Raw genomic sequence first — 19,329 nt, forward strand, 5'->3', positions numbered from 1 at the left:
GCCCGGCGCCCGGCGCGCCCCCCCCTGCCGCCGGGGGGGGGGGGGGGGGGGGGGCCGCCCCCCCCCCCCCGCGGGCCGCCCCCCCCCCCCCCCCCCGCGGGGGGGGGGGGGGGGGGGGGGGCGCCCCCCCCCCCCCCACCCCGCACCGGTATCTGATGATCAGGCACCCCACCGCAGGGCGATCGTGTCGCCCACATTGATGACCTTGTCGCGGGCCGCACCCGCGAAGGAGGAGCCGTCGACGCTGACCTTCCAGGTGTTGGAGCCGCTGTTGGCCTTGCCGTTGACCGCCGTGATCGTGCCGGTGCCGGAGGACGGCGCGACGCTGCTGACGCATCCGGACGGGGCCGCGGAGGTCACCGCGGCGTTGAGGACGTCACCGAGGGTGGTGGTCGTCCCGGTCGGCGTGAAGGACACCGAGCAGACCTTGAGGTTGCCCGCGCCGTCGTCGACGGTCAGCGCGAGCTTCGTGGCCGTCCCGGCGGTGAAGGTGGACTGGGCCACCCACTGCGGGGCTCCGGGGGTGACCGGGACGGGCGGGGCAGCGGTGAATCCGCCGCCTGCGACGGCGCGCAGGGCGTCGATGGAGGCGTAGGCGGTCGGCGCGGTGTCGGAGGGCTTGTACTTGAAGCCCCCCGCCGGGTTGTACTGGTTGGCTATCAGGAAGTCGATCGGCGTCTTGCCGCTGCCGGTGAGGAAGTCGCCGGTCTGGGGGTTGAAACCACAGGCGTTGAGGCCCGCGACGCCCCAGCCGTTGGAACTGGTGTTGACCCCGTAGAGGGAGTTGAACGCGCCGCTGGGGGAGACGAGGGTGCTCTTGAGGAAGTTCTTCGCCTGGACGACGTCGGCGTCGGTGTTCGAGACGCCGGAGACGCAGAGCGCGGCCATGGCGGCGCCGGTCATGTCGACGTCGCTCGTGGAATTCAGAACGGTGGGGTTGCCCTCGCCCTTCTGGTAGGTCCAGCCTCCGTCGACGTGCTGGTTGGCGCGGATGCGGGTGACCATGGAGTCGGTCAGCGCCTGCGGAACGCGGTTCGTGCCGCCCTGGGTCTTGGCGCCGCCCAGCGCGAGGGCGGCGAAGACGGTGCCGTTGAAGTTTCCGGACGGGCCGAAGTAGCCCGCCTCGGCCGTCTGCCAGTAGGAGTAGACGTGCGCGATGAGGTTGCGCGAGGCGGAGACGCGGGCCGGGTCGATACCGGCGGCGTAGGCGTTGAGGGTGCCGCGCTCGTAGTCGGTGGCCACCGGGGAGGCCTGCGGCCAGCCCGCCGTCGAGAGCAGGTTGCGGTAGACGGCGCGCGCGTTCTTCGTGGTGTCGCCGCCGGGGTAGACGTCCACCACGGCGGTTCCGGCGGCCGCGAAGGTGGTGAACGCCCACTCGTTGGACAGTCCGCTGCCCGCGTACGAACCGTCCGCGGCCTGAAGGGACTTGAGATAGGTCACACCATTGGTCTTGGACGTGGCGATCTGCGCGGGCGACGAGGTCGCGAAGGCCGGCAGCGCGGTGAGGGCGAGGGCTCCGAGCGCGGCGGGCACCGCGAGCGTGAGGCGGCGGGAGGTGCGGGGACGGGACATGGCCTGCTCCTGGAATGAGGGACGCCGACCTGACCGAGGCTCGTGCGGGCGGGCGGCCCGGAGCACAGTGGCGGCCGTCCGAACGCGTGGTACGGCTTGGGATTTGCATCACCAGATGGGCATTCGGGCTCGGTGACGGCCCCCTGCCGTCCCACACCGCTGCGCGTCAGCCCCGGATTCGCACCAGGTTCCCCCATGTGGCAGCCCAGGACGCTACCCGAGTGTTCAAGGGTCCGCCAGCTGTCGAGAGCGGTCTCGATCGAGCGGGACCTGAGCCTGTCATCTGAGACACAGACCACCTTGACGGTGTCTTTCTCCGCGTGGTCCACTCCGACTGATAAGCACTCAGCTCCAGGGGAAGCCGGTCGGAATCCGGCGCTGACCCGCAACCGTAGGCCCGGCACCGTCCCGGGCGAGTCGGAATGCCTGGGGCCAGGTTTTTGCAGCGAGAAACGCCGTCGCGGACTACGGCGTGGTTCGAAACGGCTTCCCCGCGGCCCTTCCCGCTGCGGGAGCTCTTTTGCCACGCGCTGGTCCGCCCGGCCGACACGAGGGGCCGTGGTGGGGACCGCACAGCAATCAAAGCAACGCATGGGGCACAAGGGACTGTTGTCGCTCACATCTGCGGCGCTGCTGACCTTCGCCGCGGGCGTGACCTTCGCGGGCGGGACGGCGCCCGCATCGGCCGATCCGATCGAGCAGTGCACAGCCACCAGCGGCGCCCTCGTCGCCGTGGACTTCGGCCCCTTCGGCGGCAAGGTGGAGAAGGGCTGCGACACCACCCCCACCACTGGCTACGAACTGCTGCAGACAGCCGGGTTCACCATGGAGGGCACCGTCCACGACGGCCCCGCCTTCATCTGCCGCATCGGCAAGGGCACCGGTACGCAGTACCCCACGCCCGACAAGGAGAGCTGCGTCCTCACGCCGCAGGCGACGGCCTACTGGTCGTACTGGACCGCCTCGCCCGGGCAGCGGAAGTGGTCCTACAGCCAGCAGGGGGCCATGGCCCGGCACCCGAAGCCCGGCGACGTGGAGGCCTGGGTCTACGGCGGCACCGACATCGCCGGCACGAAGGGCAAGCCGTCCTTCACTCCGGACGACGTTCGCGGTTTCACCACCCCCGACCCCACCGTTCCGACGTCTCCGCCCAAGGTTCCGGCCGGTCGGGTCGACGTGCCCGCGACCACCCGCTGGGTCACCGGCACGCTGACGGACGGCGAGCGCGTCGTCGACGAGGGCTCCACCACCCCGAACCACTTCCTCACCACAGAAGCGGTGTTCGCCCTCGCGGCGGCCGACCGCAAGAGCCCGGTGGCGAAGAAGATCGCCGACTTCCTCGCCACGCCCGTGCAGACCGACGCGTACGCCTACCCGGCCGGCAAGGACGGGATCCCCGACGCCACCGCCGCGGCCCGCCTCGCCCTCGTCGCCGAGGCCACCGGCAAGGATCCCCGCGCGTTCGGCGGGCACGACCTGCTCGGCGACCTCGTGAAGTATGCCTGCCCCCGCGACATCGGCGACGGCGAGACGATCAAGGGCTGCTTCACCAAGGGCGACTTCCGTACTACCGGCCAGGCCGACGCCCAGGCCATGGCCGTCATCGCCCTCGTCAACGCCGGTATGACGCCCCCGGCAGGTTCCGTGGCCCGGCTGACCGTCCTCCAGTGCGAGGACGGCGGGTTCACCAGTGTCCTCATCCGGCCCGGCAGCCCGGGATGTGAGAGCGAGGCGGGCGCCACCGGCCTGATCGCCCTGGCCCTTGAACGGGCCGGAGGCCACGAGGCGGTGCTCCAGAAGGCCCGTGGCTACCTCAAGAGGTCCCAGCTGGCGACCGGCGCCTGGCCCGCCGTCTACTACGAGACGACCGGCAACCCGGCAGCCACCGCCTGGGCCGCCCAGGCGCTGCGCGCCCTCGGTGACGAGGCGTTCGCGGACGCGGGAGTCTCCTGGCTCTCCCAGCGCCAGCTCCCGTCAGGCGGGTTCGGCTTCGCCGAGGACGACACGGATTCCCGCCTGTACCCCACGGCGACGGCCGCGCTCGCGGGCGCCGGCGGCGATCTCGCCGCCCTGACCGCCAAGCCGGTCGAACCGCCGACCCCGACCGACCCCCCGACCACACCGCCGGCCGGTGAGGGGCCCGACGCGAAGAAGGGTGTCGCGTACCTGACGGCCCCGTCCCGGCTGGTCCAGGGGCGGTTCTACGAGAGCCAGCCCGGCACCGGCTTCGCCGACTACGGCCTGACCATCGACGGCGCGTACGCCCTCGCCGCCACCGGCGAGGGCAACGCCGCCCTGCGCCGCATCGTCGACTTCATGGACAAGGGCGGCAAGGACGGGCAGAAGCGCGGGATCCACGAGTGGACCCTCGTCGGCACGAAGTACGCGAACGGCGGCTCCATCGGCAAGGCGGCCGTGCTCGCCGAGGCCGTGGGCCGCGACCCCCGGAACTTCGGCGGCCAGGACTTGATCGCCGCCCTCTCCGAGATCACCTGCCAGGCGAAGACCTCGACCCTGCAGGAATGCGCGGCCAAGGGCAACTACGCCTACGCCACCTCCGTCTTCAAGCAGTCCCTCGGCGTCATGGCCCAGCTCCGCGCCGGCGAGAAGACCGCCGCGGCCGAGCCTGCCGCCTACCTCAAGAGCCTGCAGACCCCCTCGGGCGCCTGGGTCAGCCTCATCGGCGAGCCCAGCGGCCCCGAAGTGGACTCCACCGCCATGGCCGCCATGACCGTGGACCTCCTCCCCGACGCAGACTCCCAGGCGGCGGTCGACAAGGCACTGGCCTGGCTCGCGACCCAGCAGAAGGAGGACGGCGGCTTCAACGTCGCCAAGGGCGGCCAGACCGGCTCCGACCTGCGCGCCTCCGCCCAGGCCGTCGGCGGCACCACCGGCATCTCCTTCGGCGTCCTGACCCGCGACCTGACCGGCACCACCCCTGAGCCGATCCCCAGCACGTCCGGAGGCACCTCGGGCGGCACGTCCGGCGGCAACGGCTCGCCCGTCATCGTGACGCCGGGCGAGAACGGCGGCGGCACCGGCTCTGCGGGCGGCTCTCGCTCCGGGTCGGCCGGTGGTCCGCTCGCCTCCACCGGAGCCCAGGTCGGCGCCCTCGCCGCCGCGGCTCTGGTCCTGACCCTCGGCGGCTGGAGCCTCACCCGCGCCGCGAAGCGCCGCCGCGTGACGCCGGGGAGCGAGGCATGAGCCACAACCGCTTTATGCGGGCGCTGGCGCGAACGGCCGCCGCGATGGGGCTGGCGGCGGCGGCGCTCGCCGCCACCGCGGCCCCGGCCGGGGCCGCGCCGCAGCCGATGGGCCAGTGCACCACCTCCTCGGGGGTCGTGCTCGCGGTGGACTTCAGCCACTGGGGCGGTCCCGTCTACCGCTCCTGTGGTACCACCCCGACCACCGGCTACGAGCTCCTCAACCAGGGCGGCTGGGCCACTACGGGTACGGGCCACGACGGCCCCGCCTTCATCTGCCGGATCGGCTACAGCGGCCACCAGGGCGGCAAGCAGTTCCCGACGCCGCAGCAGGACGACTGCGTCCTGACCCCGCCCGCCTCCGCCTACTGGTCGTACTGGCACGCCGACCCCGGGCAGAACACCTGGCAGTACAGCCAGCTCGGCGCCATGCTCTACAAGCCCAAGCCCGGCAGCGTCGACCTGTGGATCTTCGGTGGAACGAACATCGAGGGCACCGAGGGCAGGCCCACCGTCACCCCCGACCAGCTGCGCGCCAAGAACACCAAGCCCACCGGCGGACCCACACCCCAGGACACCCGCACCGCCAAGCCGCTCCCTCCGAACGTCAACACCGGGCCCAAGCCCGAGAACCCGCCCCCGGCCGCTCCGGCGACGACACCGCCGCCGAGCGCCACGGCCCCGGAGAGCCCCTCTCCCTCGGCGAGCCCCTCCGAGAGCATCACCCCGACCCCGTCGGCCAGTGCCCCCGCGGCAGCGGCGCCGGCCCCCAGCCCCCAGGTCGTCGAGGCGGCCCCCGCCGCGGACGCGAAGCACGACGTGGGCTCGTACCTGCCCGCCGTCGCCACCGGAGCGCTGGTGCTGCTGATCGGCGCCGCCGCCGTGTTCGCCGCCAAGCGCCGCCGCCGTACGGAGTAGCCGCGTGGCACCTGCCCTCCCCGCGGCACCGGTGAAGCCGCCCGCGTCCGGCCCGGCGCCGGACGCGGGCGGCCGCCGTCTGCCCCGCACCCTGCATCCGGTCGCCTGGTGGATCTGGGCTCTGGCCCTGGCCACCGCCGTCAGCCGCACCAACAACCCGCTGCTGCTCTTCCTCGTCCTTGCGGTCCTCGGCTACGTCATCACCATGCGCCGCACCGAGGCCCCCTGGGCCCGCGGCTTCAAGTACTACCTGTACCTGGCCCTCACCGTGGTCACCATCCGCGTTCTGTTCCGCGCGGTCTTCGCCACCGGCATCACCCCCCGCGACCACTTCCTGTTCTCCCTCCCTCACATCCCCACGCCCGACTGGTACGCCGGTATCCAACTCGGCGGCCCCGTCTCCCTGGAGGCGCTGCTCTCCGCAGCGACGGACGGGCTGCGCCTGGCCTGCATGCTCTGCTGCATCGGCGCCGCCAACACCCTCGCCAACCCCAAACGGGCCCTGCGCGTCCTGCCCGGAGCCCTCTACGAACTGGGCGTCGCCGTCACCGTCTCCCTCAGCGTCGCACCCCAACTCGTACAGAGCGTGCAACGCGTACACCGGGCCAAACGGCTGCGGGCCGGCCGCTCCACGGGCCTGCGCGCCCTGCGCGGCATCATCGTCCCCGTCCTCGAAGACGCCCTGGAACGCTCCCTGCGCCTGGCCGCGGCCATGGACTCGCGCGGCTACGGCCGGGCCGGTACCGCCACCCGCCGCTCCCGCCGGGCCACCGGCGCCCTCATGCTGCTCGGCATGTGCGGCCTGTGCACCGGGGCCTACGGACTCCTCGACGCCACCGCCCCCAAGCTGCTCGGCCTCCCCGCCATGGGCGCGGGCGCGCTGCTGTGCTTCGCCGGGCTCCGCCTCGGCGGCCGCCGCATCACCCGGACCACCTACCGGCCCGACCCCTGGCACTTCGCCGAATGGGCCGTTGCCGGCTGCGGGGTCCTCTCCGCCGTCCTCCTCTTCGCCAACGTCGGCTTCAACGCCGCCGAGCTCAACCCCTCCATCTATCCGCTCAGCTGGCCGACCCTGCCCCTGGTTCCGGCCGCGGCCATCCTCCTGGCAGGGACCGCCGGGTTCCTGGCACCACCGCCGGCTCCGGCTGCCCGGCCCACCGTCCCCGCCCAGCGCACCGAGGAACCCAAGTGATCACCTTCGACCAGGTCACCGTCCAGTACGAGGACACGGCCGAGCCGGTCCTGCGCGATATGGACCTCACCGTGGACGAAGGCGAGCTCTGTCTGGTCGTCGGCCACACCGGCGTCGGCAAGTCCACCCTCCTCGGCGCCGTCAACGGACTCGTCCCGCACTTCACCGGCGGCACCCTCTACGGCCGGGTCACCGTCGACGGCCGCGACACCGCCGACCACCCGCCCCGCGAACTCGCCGACGTGGTGGGCGTGGTGGGACAGGACCCGCTCGACGGCTTCGTCACCGACACCGTCGAGGAGGAACTCGCCTACGCCATGGAGCAACTGGCTGTCCCGCCCGCCACGATGCGCAAGCGCGTCGAGGAGACCCTCGACCTCCTCGGCCTCGCCGACCTGCGCCACCGCTCCCTGCACGAACTCTCCGGCGGCCAACAGCAACGCGTGGCCATCGGCTCCGTCCTCACCGCCCACCCCCGCATCCTCGTCCTGGACGAGCCCACCTCCGCCCTCGACCCCACCGCCGCCGAAGAGGTCCTGGCCGCGGTCACCCGCCTCGTCCACGACCTCGGCGTCACCGTCCTCCTCGCCGAACACCGCCTGGAGCGCGTCGTCCAGTACGCCGACCGGGTCATCCACCTCCCCGGGGACGGCCGCGTGGTGTCCGGCCCGCCTGCGGAGATCTTCCGTACGTCTTCGATCGCACCGCCCATCGTGGAGTTGGGCCGCGCCGCCGGCTGGGCCCCGCTCCCGCTCTCCATCCGCGACGCCCGCCGCACCGCCGTGCCCCTGCGTACCCGGCTGGCCGACCGCACTCCCCCGCCCGTACGACCCGCTCCGGAGACCGACCTCCCGCAGCTGCTCACCGCCCGCGGCGTCACGGTGACCTACCACGGCGTGCCGGCCGTACGGGAGGTCGACCTCGACCTGCGGGGTGGGGAGATCACCGCGCTCATGGGCCGTAACGGCTCCGGCAAGTCCTCGCTCCTCTGGGCGCTCCAGGGCTCCGGACCGCGCAAGGCCGGCACAGTGGCCGTCACGCCCGCCGACGGCGGCACGAATCCCAAGGACCCGAAGAAGCTCTCGGCCGCCGAGGCCCGGCGGCTGGTCGGCCTGGTCCCTCAGACCCCCACCGACCTCCTCTACCTCGAATCGGTCAAGCAGGAACTCGACCAGGCCGACACCGAGTCGGGGGCCACCGGCGACAGGGCGCGCGCCATCCTCGACCGGCTCGCCCCAGGCATCCCCGACACCACCCACCCCCGCGACCTCTCCGAAGGCCAGAAGCTCGCCCTGGTCCTGGCCATCCAGCTCGCGGCCGCCCCACGCGTCCTGCTCCTTGACGAACCCACCCGCGGCCTGGACTACCGCGCCAAGAGCGAACTCGTCCGCATCGTCGACCACCTCGCCGCGGAAGGCCGCGCCGTCGTGATCTCCACCCACGACGTGGAGTTCGTCGCCCGCGCCGCCGACCGGGTCGTCGTCATGGCCGAGGGCGACATCGTCGCCGACGGTCCCACCACCGAAGTCATCGTCGCCTCACCCGTCTTCGCCCCGCAGACCGCGAAGATCCTCGCTCCGCTCCCCTATCTCACGGTCGCCCAGGTGACCGGCGCCCTCCCCGACGACGGGACGGACCCGCACTCATGACCACCGCCGCCACCGCACGCGCCGTCGCCATCCGGATCAACGCCCGCGCTGGGATCGTCATCGCCATGGCGGGCTTCCTCGGTGTCGTCGCCTTCTTCTGGCCCTTCCTCGTCGCCCCGGGCACGTTCGGCTCGAACTACGCCCCACCCCTCATCTTCGGCGTCCTTCTCGTGGTCGTCCTGTGCGTGGTGATCTCCGAGATCGCCGAAGGCGGCATCAACTCCAAGGCCCTGGCCATGCTGGGTGTCCTGTCGGCCGTCAACGCCGCCATCCGCCCCCTCGGCGCGGGCACGGCGGGCATCGAGACGGTGTTCTTCATCCTCGTCCTGGCCGGCCGGGTCTACGGCCCGGGCTTCGGCTTCACCCTCGGCTGCACTTCCCTCTTCGCCTCCGCGCTCATCACCGGCGGGGTCGGGCCCTGGATGCCGTACCAGATGTTCGGGTGCGCCTTCGTCGGCATGCTCGCCGGCTTCCTCCCCAAGGCCATCGGGCGCAAGGAGGTCGCTCTCCTCGCCGTCTACGGTTCGCTCTCCGGCTACCTCTTCGGCTTCCTCCTGAACCTCTCCTTCTGGCCCTTCTCCCTCGACCCGAACAGCTCGATCGCCTACCTGCCCGGCCTGCCCTTCACCGAGCAGTTCCAGCGCTACCTGGCCTTCGACCTGGCCACTTCCCTCGGCTGGGACACCGGCCGCGCCGTCACCAACTTCATCTGCATCTGCCTGGCCGGCCCGGCCGTCCTCACGGTCTTCCGCCGCGCAGCCCGTAAGGCCCGCTTCCAGGCCCCCATCCGCTTCAACCCCCGTAGGACGGTGGAAGGGGCCCCAGGCAAGAAGGCACCGGACGGACCAGGTACGCCGACCGGTCCGGCTTCACGAACCGCCTGAACGAATGGGCCCCCCTTGGCCGAACCGCATCGGCCCCGTCCACGCGCCCGCCCGCCGCCCTGCGCTTCTCTACTCGGGGCTCTCGATCTGCTGTCCCACGGGCGCGATGCGGGACACGAGCCGGTCCTCGCCATCGTCCGCGCGTCGGAGTGCGCGCGGAGACTCGGCATCCCCTGGAGCACCGCCCAACACTCCCTCAGAACACTCAACGCGAAACTCACACCGCATCACCTCTGGCCCCTCCTGGAAAACTCCCTGAAGGACCTGGCACGCCAGCTGGATTACGGCACTCCACGCATCGACTACCAACACCGCCGGAAGAAACTCCAACACTGGCGACTGCCGGATGCTCACTGGCGTGAACTCTCCGACGGGATGGGCCGCTTTCACCAGCGAGCGACATCTCCCAGCAACGACGCAGCGGCCGTCCTCATCTGGGCCGAAGTCACCCAAGGGGGCCACCTCCACAGCCCCCTCCTCGGTTCGCTCCGAGAGAGCGGCCACAGCACCCAGTCCCAGGTCGCATCGATCAATCAGCTGCGCACTCCGGCAAACCGCAGAGGTGCCAAACGATCAGCGCGCAGCGTCGGATGCGGTGCATCGCAAGGCGGAGGGACGTCCGCATACTGGATGTATGCGGATGTTCCGACAACGCGGCGAGGTGCCGTAGCCGTCGTCGCGCGCCGGCCAGGGATCACGGGACAGCCCTTAGCCCCGGTAAGTGACAACTAAAATCTGCGGTCGCACGCCCCTCACCGCCGTACGCGCGGCATCCCCAGCCCGATCCACGAGATGATCTCCCGCTGGATCTCGTTGTTTCCGCCACCGAAGGTGAAGATGACGGCCGACCGGTAGCCGCGTTCGAGTTCGCCGTGGAGCACGGTGCCCGCCGACCCCTCCTTCAGCGGTCCCGCCGAGCCGACGACCTGCATCAGCCAGGCATAGGCGTCGCGACGTGCCTCCGAGCCGTAGACCTTGACGGCGGAGGCGTCCTGCGGGGTGAGGGTTCCGTTCTGGACCGCCGACACCATCTGCCAGTTGAGGAGTTTCATGGCGTCGAGCCTGGTGTGGGTACGGGCGAGGAGCGCGCGGACCCAGCCGAGGTCGATGACGCGGCGGCCGTCGGCCAGCTTCGTGTCCGCCGCCCAGCGCTGGACGTCGTGGAGGGCGCGGATGGCCATGGTGCCGTGGGCGGCGAGGGTGACGCGTTCGTGGTTGAGCTGGTTGGTGATGAGGCGCCAGCCCTTGTTCTGGGCGCCGACGCGGTGGGAGACCGGGACGCGGACGTTCTCGTAGTAGCTGGCGGTGGTGTCGTGCGAGGCGAGGGTGTTGATCAGGGTGCAGGAGTAGCCGGGGTCCGTGGTCGGGACGAGCAGCATGGTGATGCCCTTGTGCGGCGGGGCGTCGACGTCGGTGCGGACGGCGAGCCAGACCCAGTCGGCGGTGTCTCCGTTGGTCGTCCAGATCTTCTGCCCGTTCACCACGTAGTCGTCGCCGTCGCGCACGGCGCGGGTCTTGAGCGCGGCGAGGTCGGTGCCGGCGTCGGGTTCGCTGTAGCCGATCGCGAAGTCGATCTCGCCCGAGAGGATCTTCGGCAGGAAGTACGCCTTCTGCTCGTCGGTGCCGAACTGCATGATCGTGGGACCGACGGTGTTGAGGGCCATCAGCGGCAGCGGTACGCCCGCCTGGGCGGCCTCGTCGAAGAAGATGAACTGCTCCATCGGCGACAGGCCCCGGCCGCCGTACTCCTCGGGCCAGCCCACGCCGAGCCAGCCGTCGGTGCCCAGGCGCCGGATCGTCTCCCGGTAGAAGCTCTTCTGGGCGGCCGGGTCGGCGTAACGCGCGTAGGCGTTGTCGGGGACCAGACCGGCGAAGTACGTACGCAGCTCGGCGCGCAACTGCTGCTGTTCAGGCGTGTATTCGAGGTGCACGGCCCCTCCAGGAGTCTCGCGTTCGCGTCGCCTGTGTGCGGCGGCGCACACAGTAGAACGTGTTGCAAGAATCCGGAAGGGCCGGAACGCTCCGGGCGGACGTCAGCGCTTGACGGCGCGCAGCACGACGAACTTGGGGTCACCCGCGACCGTGGTGCAGTTGCCGAAGATGCGGCGCAGCTGGGTGTGGTAGCCGAGGTGCCGGTTGCCGACGACCCACAGCTCACCGCCCGGCCGCAGTGCGGTGCGCGCCCCATGGAACATGGTGCGGGCCGTGGCGTCGGTGGTGGCCTGGTGTGAGTGGAACGGTGGATTGTTGAGCACCAGGTCGACACCGTCGGGCGGCAATCGCGTCAGCCCGTCGCCGACCACGAAGTCGGCCTTGGCGTCCGGACCGGTGTTGGCCCGGAAGGTCTCCTCGGCGGAGGCGACCGCCTGGTACGACTCGTCGATGAAGGTCACGGTCGCTTCGGGGTTGGCGAGCGCCGCGGACAGCCCGACGACGCCGTTCCCGCAGCCGAGGTCGACGACCCGGTCGGGGCCGCTGCGCTCGGGGAGATGGCCGAGGAAGAAACGGGTGCCGATGTCCAGACGCTCGGCGCAGAAGATCCCGGCGTGGTTGGTGACCGTCCGGCCGGAGACCGGGCCGACGTCTTCGGGCAGGTCGTAGCGGTACGGCCAGGGGCTGGGCGTACGGGACAGATCCGGGTCCGGAGTACAGAAGACGAGACGCGCCTTCCTGACCGCCAGAGAGGTGCGGGTCGGGCCGATGATCCGCTCGAAGAGCCTGAGGGTGGAGGTGTGGATCTCCTTGACCATGCCGGTGCCGATGACCACGGTGCCCGCGTGGACGGCCGGCGCGAGCCGGTGCAGCTGGTCCTCCAGGAGCGCAAGGCTCTTCGGCACACGTACCAGCAGGACGTCGACACGGTCCGGCGGCGTGTCCCTGGCCGACAGGAGGCGTACCGAATCGGCGGCCGCACCGTTGCGGTCCAGGTTCGCCAGGGTCGCGCGCTGCGCCAGGTAGGAGTCGGTGATCTGCACGGGACGGTGCCCGGCCAGAACGGTGCTCAGGGCCCCCCAGCGGTCACCCACCACGACCACGGAGCCGGTCAGGTCGACCGGATCCCACTCCTCGGTCCCCTCCAGCCGCCGCAGCAGGTACTCATCGGCAGCGTCCCAGGCACGGAAGGGGTCGCGCGGGTCCTCGGGGAAGCGGGCGAGGTCGTACCCGGCCCCTGACGTCGTCAAACGGTTCATTGTCCACCCAGGCTAGCCGAGCCACGGGGAGCGCCCACACGCTCCCCGCGCCGGCCACCGGGTCACACGTCAGGGCAGCGCCTTGTCGATCGCCGACCGCCCCTCCCGGGCGAGCCTGCGCTCGGCCCACTGAAGATTCTTCGGAGTCAGGTCCCGCCCGGAGGCGAGGACCAGGTCCTCTGCGGACGGATTGTCGCTCCCGCCGGTGTGCAAGAGGCTGTCGGGGGTCACGCCCCGAGCTGCGGATACGGATTCGGGCTCGTCGCTCATGCCGCCTCCTCGTCCTTTCGGTCATTCTCGCCCCGCGTCCGGCCCGCCGCATCCGAGGGCCCCACCCCGCTCCCGGCGCCGCAGGGAGAGCCCTCACTTGACCTGCACATGATAAGTACACGGCGTTCACACCATGGTCACGGTGCGTGTGGAAGGCTCCCGCTGACCCAGTACCACACGACCACCGCGGCGCCGCCTCCCACCTCGCGGCGGCGTCGTGGTGCCCGCATTTTCGGAGAGGACACCCCACATGTCCCGTCGTCTCGTTCCCTACCGGCGCCCTCTGCTGGCGACCCTCGCCGCGATTGCGGTACTCGCCGGCACCGCCGCCGCCGCGCCGGCCGCCACACCTCAGGCCGCACCGGTCGCAGCGACACCGCTCAGCACCCTCGACGACACCTACTACCAGAACGCGGTCGGCAAGTCCGGAACCGCGCTCAAGAGTGCGCTGCACACGATCATCAGCAGCCAGACCAAGATCTCCTACAGCCAGGTCTGGGACGCCCTCAAGAACACGGACGAGGACCCCTCCAACCCCTCGAACGTGGTCCTCCTCTACTCCGGGCGCTCCACTCCCAAGAGCAACAACGGCGGCTCGGTCGGCCAGTGGAACCGCGAGCACGTCTGGGCCAAGTCCCACGGCGACTTCGGCACCGCCACCGGCCCCGGCACGGACATCCACCACCTGCGCGCGGAGGACGTCACCGTCAACTCCATACGCGGCAACAAGGACTTCGACAACGGCGGCAGCGCGGTCAGCGGCGCACCGGGCAACTACACCGACAGCGACTCCTTCGAACCGCGCGACGCGGTCAAGGGCGACGTGGCCCGCATGATCCTCTACATGGCGGTGCGCTACGAGGGCGACGACGCCTTCCCCGACCTCGAACCCAACGACAAGGTGTCCAACGGTTCCGCACCGAACATCGGCCGCCTCTCGGTACTGAAGGCGTGGAGCCTGCAGGACCCGCCGGACAGCTTCGAGAAGCGGCGCAACGACGTCATATTCAACCAGTACCAGCACAACCGGAACCCGTTCATCGACCACCCGGAGTGGGTCGCGTCCATCTGGTAGACGGACCCGACCAACCCCTTCGCTGTTCCGGCCGGCCGTGCCGCTCGCGCACCGGGCCGCGGCCTCCTCATGGCAGGCGGGGCACCGAAGGCCGCCCATCCCGTCCCGCTCTCCGACACCGGGGAGTGGGACGGGATGGGCCGAGGGCAGGACGTGTCGCGGGCCCGGCCGTCAGCTGCGCTCGGCCTGGGCGATCCGGGGAAACGTCTTGACACCCGCCGCCTTGCGGCTGTTCGCGTGCTCGCTGACGGTCCGGCCGGGCGGAACGTCCAAGCCGAGCACGACCGTGTCGAGCACCTTCCCGGACGCATCGACGAACTCCACCTTGACGGCGTAGAAGGCGGCCTTGTCCGTCCGGTTGGTGACCCGGACGAGGGCGCTGCGGAACTGCTCGGACTTCTCGACCGCCAGCCCCGTCACGGAGACGTCCTGGACCGCATTGCCCGTCCCCCGGACGCCTTCGAGCTGCTTGACGGCCCTCTGCCGGTTGCGCTCGGCAGCCGCGGAGACCGAGGCGGCGAACTCCTGCTGGGAGCGCTGACTGGCGCTGGCGGAGGGGGTCGGGGAGGGTTCCGGGGACATCGTGCGGGTGCTCCTGGCCACGCCGGGCGAAGTCGTGCCGGAGCCACCGCAGGCGGTGGTACCGGAGATGATCACCGCGGCCAGCGCGGCGAGGGCCAGGCTACGGGCTGCGCGGCCGCCGGGGGCGTGCCGCAGGGGTCTGGTCGCAATCACGGACGCTCCGTCTGCTCGTAAGGACATGGGGAGATGGGGTCAGGGCAGGCGCGATACGGAGGCCCGGGTCGCCGGGCCGGACGGTCGGGTCGCGTCCTCGCCGAAGATCTCGCGCAGCCGCGCCTCGCTCCGCGTGTCCAGGTTGCTGTGCAGCAGTTCGGCGCCTCCATCGGGCAGCGCCGCACCGATCCGGTCGGGCGCCTCGTTCACGGTCAGCAGAAAGAGGGCCGAAGTCCCGGGCGTCGCCTTCTCCTTGACCTCCGCGATGAAGTCGTCGTCGATGCCGATGTCGGCCGGCTTGCCGCTCAGTGCCCCGGCACCGACGAGGTTGATCAACTGCTTGGTCCCGGACTTCGACCGATCGGCGGGCCAGGTGACCACGGCCGCGTCGAGGATCTTGATCAGCCCCTCGTTCTGGAGGGACTTGAGTGTCGTCTCCACGCGCTCGGCACCCTCGGCCGACGGGAACTTCCACACGGTGAGTGTGGACATCGCGCACCTCCTCTGACCCATGGGAGACAACTCGCTCATATTAGGTTGAAAAGGTATGAATTGACTCGTTGAATGCACCCGCTCCACTCGGGAGCGGACAAGCGGAGCCAAGCCCCTGGGAGAGAACGATGGATGCGGATGCCCTGACCGCCGGCCGGTTGAAGGAGCTTCGGGCGACCAAGCCCTATCCAGCCCTGTCCCTGACCATGCCGACGCACCGCCGCGCTCCGGACAACGCCCAGGACGCCGTTCGGCTGCGCAACCTGGTGGCCGAGGCCGGCAACCGGCTGGCAGCGGACCCGGCGGTCACCCGCGAGGCCCGAAGCGCCATCCAGGAGCAGCTCGACCGGGCGGTCGCGGAGGTGGACCCCCGCCGGGCCCTGGACTCCCTGGTGCTCCTCGTGACCGCCGACGAGCACCACATCTGGCAGCTCCCCCGCACCGCGCCCGATCGGGTGGTGCTCAGCGACACCTATCTGACCCGGAACCTCGTTGCCGCGAAGGCCCAGGCCCAGCCGTACTGGGCGCTCACCGTCTCCGCCGAGCACGCCGCGCTGTGGAGCGGCACGGCGGACGTCATGCACGAGGAGGAGACCGGAGGGTTCCCGCTGACGGCACCGCGGGAGGCACCCGACCCGCAGCGCGAGGAGCGGATCGGAGACACTCCGAGCACCTTCAGCGACGAGGAGACGCGCACCTTCCTTCGCGCCGTCGACGAGAGACTGCGCGCGGTGCTGGCCGCCGACCCCCGCCCGTTGTATCTGGTCGGCCTCGCTCCCGCGCTCGCCCTCCTGGACGAGGTCGGGGAGAGCGCCGGGGCGGCCGTGGGCCGCGTCACCAAGGGCGTACCGGCCGACACGACGCCGAGCGGCCTGCTCAAGGAACTGCGGCCCGCGCTCGATCATCATCAGCAGAGGTTCTCGGCGGAGATCGACGGCTTGCTGGACGAGGCGCGCGGTCGCCGCGCCTTCGCCGGTGGTCTCGACGAGGTGTGGGCGGCGGCACGGGAGGGCCGCGCAGGACTGGTCGCCGTGGAGGAACACTTCCAGCGGACCGTGCGGGTGAGCGACGAGCACCTCGAACCCGTGAGCGGTGAAGCCGCGGACCTCACGGACAGCTCGGTCCGCGAGGACATCGTGGACGAGCTCGTCGAGACGGCCCTGGACAGCGGCGCCGACGTGGTCTTCCTCGCGGACGGGTCGCTGGCGGAGCACGGGGGGATCGCGGCGGCCCTGCGTTACTGAGCGGGCCGCGACCGCACGCCGCACGCCCTGTCCGCCACCGCGACAGGCGTGCGGGCCCCAGGGGCCGCTGGGAGACTGGAGAAGGCCCCGATCGCGTCCCGGCACGAGCCTCCGGGCCCCGGGAGAAGTCCTGACGAGAGGAGTGACCGCACCATGCCACGTGGAACCCATGCCAAACGGGAACGACAGTACGAACACATCAAGGAGAGCGCGCAGGAGCGAGGGGTCAGCGAGGACCGGGCGGAGGAGATCGCGGCCCGTACGGTCAACAAGGAGCGTGCCCGCGCAGGCGAATCGAGAACCGCGAGCCGTACCTCCGTCGAGGACATGTCGTCAGCACGGCGCGGCGGTCTGCGCTCCCACGGCGGATCCGGTGGACCGACCCGCGACCAGCTCTACGAAGAGGCGAAAAGGAAGAACGTCCACGGACGCTCGAACATGACGAAGGCCCAACTCGCGCGCGCGGTCGGCCGCGGCTGAGCCCACAGCGTCAGGACCGGGGCGGCGTCAGCCGCTCCAGGTCCAGCCGGCCACCTCGGGCAGGTCCGTGCCGTGTTCACGGATCCAGGCATGGTGGCGGGTGCGGACATCCGCCATGGCCTGGCGCACGGCCGCGGCACGGACACCCAGGCCGGGCACCCGGTCGATGACATCCATGACCAGTCGGTAGCGGTCCAGATCGTTGCGGACCACCATGTCGAAGGGCGTGGTGGTGGTGCCCTCCTCCTTGTAGCCCCGCACATGCAGATGGGCATGACCCGCCCGCCGGTAGGCCAGGCGATGGATCAGCCACGGGTAGCCGTGGTACGCGAAGATCACCGGGGAGTTCCTGGTGAACACCGCGTCGTACTCGGAGTCCGCCATCCCGTGCGGGTGCGCCTCGTGGGGCAGCAGCCGTGTCATGTCGACCACGTTGACCACCCGCACCGCCAGTTCCGGCAGATGCCGGCGGAGCAGATCGGCTGCCGCCAGCGTCTCCAGTGTGGGCACGTCACCGGCGCAGGCCAGCACCACGTCGGGTTCGCGGCTGCCGTCCTCCGTGCCCGCCCACTCCCAGACGCCGACGCCGCGGGCGCAGTGCGCGCGGGCCTCGTCGAGGGTCAGCCAGTCGAAGCTCGGCTGTTTGCCGGCCACGACCACGTTGACGTAGTCGCGGCTGCGCAGCACATGGTCGGCGACGGAGAGCAGGGTGTTGGCGTCCGGCGGCAGATAGACGCGGACGACCTCGGGGCTCTTGTTGAGGACGTGGTCGACGAATCCGGGGTCCTGATGGGAGAACCCGTTGTGGTCCTGGCGCCAGACGTGCGAGGTGAGCAGGTAGTTGAGCGACGCGATGGGGCGGCGCCAGGCAAGCCGGCGGGAGGTCCTGAGCCACTTGATGTGCTGGTTGACCATCGAGTCGACGATATGGGCGAACGCCTCGTAGCAGGAGAAGAGTCCGTGCCGGCCGGTGAGGAGATATCCCTCCAGCCAGCCCTGGCACAGGTGCTCGGAGAGGACCTCCATGACGCGTCCGTCGCGGGAGAGGTGCTCGTCGGTGGGCAGGGTCCGCTCCTGCCACGCCTTGCCGGTGGCCGCGTACAAGGCGTCGAGCCGGTTCGAGGCGGTTTCGTCGGGGCCCATGACCCGGAAGTCTCGGCGCTCGGCGGTGGCCGCCATGACGGCCTCCAGCAGGCCGCCCAGCACCCGGGTCGGCTCATGCAGCACCGTCCCCGGCTTGGCGACCTCGACCGCGTGGTCCTCCAGCGGAGGGATGGGCAGCTCCCGCAGGAGCAGACCGCCGTTGGCATACGGGCTCGCGCCGAGCCGGGCCGGGCCCTCTGGCACGCAGGCGAGCACCTGCGGGCGGGGACGACCCGCCGTGTCGAAGAGTTCGTCCGGCCGGTAGGAGCGCATCCACGCCTCCAACTGCCGCAGATGACCGGGGCTGTCCCGGACACCGGGCAACGGGACCTGGTGGGCCCGCCAGGTTCCTTCGACGGGCACGCCGTCGACCTCGGCCGGGCCGGTCCAGCCCTTGGGAGTGCGCAGCACGATCATCGGCCAGTGCGGGCGCTCGGTGGTACCGCCGGTCCGGGCCGCGGCCTGGAGTTCCCGGACGCGATCGACGGCGCGGTCCATCGCGGCGGCCATCGCCCGGTGGACGGTGAGGGGGTCGTCGCCGCCGACGTACAGGGGATCGTGCCCGTAACCGCGCAGCAGGGCGTCGAGTTCCGGCTCCGGGAGGCGGGCGAGCACCGTCGGGTTGGCGATCTTGTAGCCGTTGAGATGGAGGATCGGGAGGACGGCTCCGTCGTGCACCGGGTCGAGGAACTTGTTGGAGTGCCAGGACGCGGCGAGCGGCCCGGTCTCGGCCTCGCCGTCGCCGATGACACAGGTGACGAGCAGGTCCGGGTGGTCGAGAGCGGCACCGTAGGCATGGGTGAGGGCGTAGCCGAGTTCGCCGCCCTCGTGGATGGAGCCCGGGGTCTCCGGCGCCACGTGACTGGGCACCCCGCCGGGGAAGGAGAACTGCTTGAACAGCAGCTCCATCCCGTGGGCGTCCCGGCCGACATCGGGGTACGTCTCCGAATAGCTCCCCTCCAGCCAGGAGTTGGCGAGGACCGCGGGGCCGCCGTGTCCGGGACCCCAGACGCACAGCCCGTCGATGCCGCGGGCCTTGATGACGCGGTTGAGATGGGTGTGGACCAGATTGAGGCCGGGCGAGGTGCCCCAGTGGCCGAGCAGACGGGGCTTGATGTGCTCCCGGGCGAGCGGCGCGCTCAGGAGCGGGTTGGCCATGAGGTAGATCTGCCCGACGGTCAGGTAGTTCGCGGCCCGCCAGTGGGCGTCGAGTGCGGCGATCTCTTCGTCGGAGGGGCTGGGCGTCGCCGGCGGATGGGCGGCGTGGCTCATGTACGTCTC

Annotated in this window: 15 protein-coding genes and 2 riboswitches; of the genes, 8 read left to right on the forward strand and 7 right to left on the reverse strand. The window is 71.1% G+C overall.

Annotated elements, in window-relative coordinates:
* Nucleotides 1-159: 159 nt before the first annotated feature.
* The gene (locus ACIRP2_RS34290; RefSeq protein WP_404257249.1) at nt 160-1,572 is read right to left on the reverse strand and encodes a hypothetical protein; all 1,413 of its coding nucleotides are present in this window, start codon (nt 1,570-1,572) and stop codon (nt 160-162) included.
* 96 nt (nt 1,573-1,668) lie between these two features.
* Nucleotides 1,669-1,808: riboswitch (cobalamin riboswitch) on the reverse strand.
* Between the two features lie 72 nt (nt 1,809-1,880).
* A riboswitch (cobalamin riboswitch) is annotated at nt 1,881-2,021 on the forward strand.
* A 142-nt stretch (nt 2,022-2,163) separates the two neighbouring features.
* On the opposite strand from ACIRP2_RS34290, the gene ACIRP2_RS34295 reads away from it, so the two are divergent.
* The 5 genes from ACIRP2_RS34295 to ACIRP2_RS34315 are packed head-to-tail and all read left to right on the forward strand — an operon-like array spanning nt 2,164 to nt 9,418.
* Complete coding sequence (locus ACIRP2_RS34295; RefSeq protein WP_404257251.1) at nt 2,164-4,776, forward strand: prenyltransferase/squalene oxidase repeat-containing protein; 2,613 nt, start codon at nt 2,164-2,166, stop codon at nt 4,774-4,776.
* Entirely contained in the window at nt 4,773-5,693 is a 921-nt protein-coding gene (locus tag ACIRP2_RS34300) for a hypothetical protein (protein ID WP_404257253.1), read from the forward strand. Before ACIRP2_RS34295 ends, ACIRP2_RS34300 begins: the two co-directional genes overlap by 4 nt.
* Nucleotides 5,694-5,697: 4 nt before the next feature.
* Nucleotides 5,698-6,885, forward strand: a complete 1,188-nt coding sequence (locus tag ACIRP2_RS34305) for an energy-coupling factor transporter transmembrane component T (protein ID WP_404257255.1) — start codon at nt 5,698-5,700, stop codon at nt 6,883-6,885.
* Nucleotides 6,882-8,534 carry an ABC transporter ATP-binding protein gene (locus ACIRP2_RS34310; RefSeq protein ID WP_404257257.1) on the forward strand — a complete coding sequence of 551 codons (1,653 nt, stop codon included), beginning with the start codon at nt 6,882-6,884 and terminating at the stop codon, nt 8,532-8,534. The genes ACIRP2_RS34305 and ACIRP2_RS34310 overlap by 4 nt, the downstream gene beginning before the upstream one ends.
* Complete coding sequence (locus ACIRP2_RS34315; RefSeq protein ID WP_404257259.1) at nt 8,531-9,418, forward strand: ECF transporter S component; 888 nt, start codon at nt 8,531-8,533, stop codon at nt 9,416-9,418. The genes ACIRP2_RS34310 and ACIRP2_RS34315 overlap by 4 nt, the downstream gene beginning before the upstream one ends.
* Before the next feature lie 752 nt (nt 9,419-10,170).
* Here ACIRP2_RS34315 and ACIRP2_RS34320 read toward each other — a convergent pair.
* The 3 genes from ACIRP2_RS34320 to ACIRP2_RS34330 all read right to left on the reverse strand — a co-directional run bounded on the left by ACIRP2_RS34320 (nt 10,171) and on the right by ACIRP2_RS34330 (nt 12,879).
* Nucleotides 10,171-11,349 (reverse strand): acyl-CoA dehydrogenase family protein, encoded by a 1,179-nt coding sequence (locus tag ACIRP2_RS34320; protein WP_404257261.1) that lies wholly within the window; start codon nt 11,347-11,349, stop codon nt 10,171-10,173.
* A gap of 102 nt (nt 11,350-11,451) precedes the next feature.
* Nucleotides 11,452-12,609 (reverse strand): methyltransferase, encoded by a 1,158-nt coding sequence (locus ACIRP2_RS34325; protein WP_404257263.1) that lies wholly within the window; start codon nt 12,607-12,609, stop codon nt 11,452-11,454.
* Between the two features lie 69 nt (nt 12,610-12,678).
* Nucleotides 12,679-12,879: a hypothetical protein gene (locus tag ACIRP2_RS34330; RefSeq protein ID WP_114242806.1), complete on the reverse strand. Its 201-nt coding sequence runs from the start codon at nt 12,877-12,879 to the stop codon at nt 12,679-12,681.
* 250 nt (nt 12,880-13,129) lie between these two features.
* Here ACIRP2_RS34330 and ACIRP2_RS34335 point away from each other — a divergent pair, with 250 nt between their 5' ends.
* Complete coding sequence (locus ACIRP2_RS34335; RefSeq protein WP_404257265.1) at nt 13,130-13,954, forward strand: endonuclease I family protein; 825 nt, start codon at nt 13,130-13,132, stop codon at nt 13,952-13,954.
* A gap of 171 nt (nt 13,955-14,125) precedes the next feature.
* Here the strand turns inward: ACIRP2_RS34335 and ACIRP2_RS34340 are convergent, their stop codons facing one another.
* Both ACIRP2_RS34340 and ACIRP2_RS34345 read right to left on the reverse strand, forming a co-directional pair.
* Nucleotides 14,126-14,689 carry a hypothetical protein gene (locus ACIRP2_RS34340; protein ID WP_404257267.1) on the reverse strand — a complete coding sequence of 188 codons (564 nt, stop codon included), beginning with the start codon at nt 14,687-14,689 and terminating at the stop codon, nt 14,126-14,128.
* 39 nt (nt 14,690-14,728) lie between these two features.
* The gene (locus ACIRP2_RS34345) at nt 14,729-15,181 is read right to left on the reverse strand and encodes a DUF1269 domain-containing protein (RefSeq protein WP_404257269.1); all 453 of its coding nucleotides are present in this window, start codon (nt 15,179-15,181) and stop codon (nt 14,729-14,731) included.
* A 128-nt stretch (nt 15,182-15,309) separates the two neighbouring features.
* Here ACIRP2_RS34345 and ACIRP2_RS34350 point away from each other — a divergent pair, with 128 nt between their 5' ends.
* Both ACIRP2_RS34350 and ACIRP2_RS34355 read left to right on the forward strand, forming a co-directional pair.
* Nucleotides 15,310-16,425 carry a chemotaxis protein gene (locus tag ACIRP2_RS34350; protein ID WP_404257271.1) on the forward strand — a complete coding sequence of 372 codons (1,116 nt, stop codon included), beginning with the start codon at nt 15,310-15,312 and terminating at the stop codon, nt 16,423-16,425.
* 153 nt (nt 16,426-16,578) lie between these two features.
* The gene (locus ACIRP2_RS34355) at nt 16,579-16,905 is read left to right on the forward strand and encodes a plasmid stabilization protein (protein ID WP_404257273.1); all 327 of its coding nucleotides are present in this window, start codon (nt 16,579-16,581) and stop codon (nt 16,903-16,905) included.
* Between the two features lie 27 nt (nt 16,906-16,932).
* Here ACIRP2_RS34355 and ACIRP2_RS34360 read toward each other — a convergent pair whose 3' ends face one another.
* Complete coding sequence (locus ACIRP2_RS34360) at nt 16,933-19,320, reverse strand: phosphoketolase (protein WP_404257275.1); 2,388 nt, start codon at nt 19,318-19,320, stop codon at nt 16,933-16,935.
* Between the last annotated feature and the right edge of the window lie 9 nt (nt 19,321-19,329).

It is taken from the genome of Streptomyces sp. NPDC101194, assembly GCF_044767885.1.
Lineage (GTDB): Bacteria > Actinomycetota > Actinomycetes > Streptomycetales > Streptomycetaceae > Streptomyces.